Annotated in this window: 1 pseudogene; it reads left to right on the top strand. The window is 63.5% G+C overall.

Features of this window, described 5'->3' with window-relative positions:
• Positions 1-278 precede the first annotated feature (278 nt).
• Positions 279-680: pseudogene (locus tag IEZ05_RS36130) on the top strand (XRE family transcriptional regulator); the annotation flags it as partial.

Here is a 680-nt window from a genome sequence, read left to right as displayed (position 1 = left end):
GTTGTCAACCGCTGTCGCGGCTCGGGGTTGCTCAACTCCCGTGGCCGCGACAGTTCTAGGGAAGCGCCCACGCCAACGCCTCGGTAGCCAACAGGGGTTAACAGGAGACTGGTTAACCCCTCCCGACCTGCATTGATGTGAGGCATGCTGCTGTTACGGCTCAACACCCATACGCAGGACGGCACTAGGTGATGAACGGACTCAGGGCAGCAAGAAGCGCGCGGGAATGGTCACAGGAACGCCTTGTTCACGAGATCGAGCGCCATGCACGCCGGCACATGCTCACCGTTGCTTCGTCCGCGAGTCTCAAGGTGTACGTCTCGGAGTGGGAGAACGGCCGCCGGCCCATCTCCGCGCGTTACGCGAAAATCCTCCGCGCCCTGCTCGGCGTCACAGATGACGAACTGACCGGCAGGACGGAGGAGTCTTCCACCAGCCCCGCAACTGACGGATACGACGAACTCATGAGCCGTATCGACGCGGCCCGCAGCGTCAGCCTGACGATGGTCGAAACGTTCATGGACCAGACGGAGCTGCTTCGAACCATGGACCGGCAGCTGGGTGCCGCGAGTCTCGTTGACCAGATGTCCGCGCACCTATCGACCCTCGAGGATGCCCTCACGTTCGCCGTACTGCCCGAGACTCGACGCCCGGTCGCCCGAGCACTGGCCGGAGCAGCG

Source organism: Streptomyces flaveolus (genome assembly GCF_014648815.1).
GTDB lineage: Bacteria > Actinomycetota > Actinomycetes > Streptomycetales > Streptomycetaceae > Streptomyces > Streptomyces flaveolus.
This window is presented reverse-complemented; position numbering and strand designations above follow the sequence as displayed.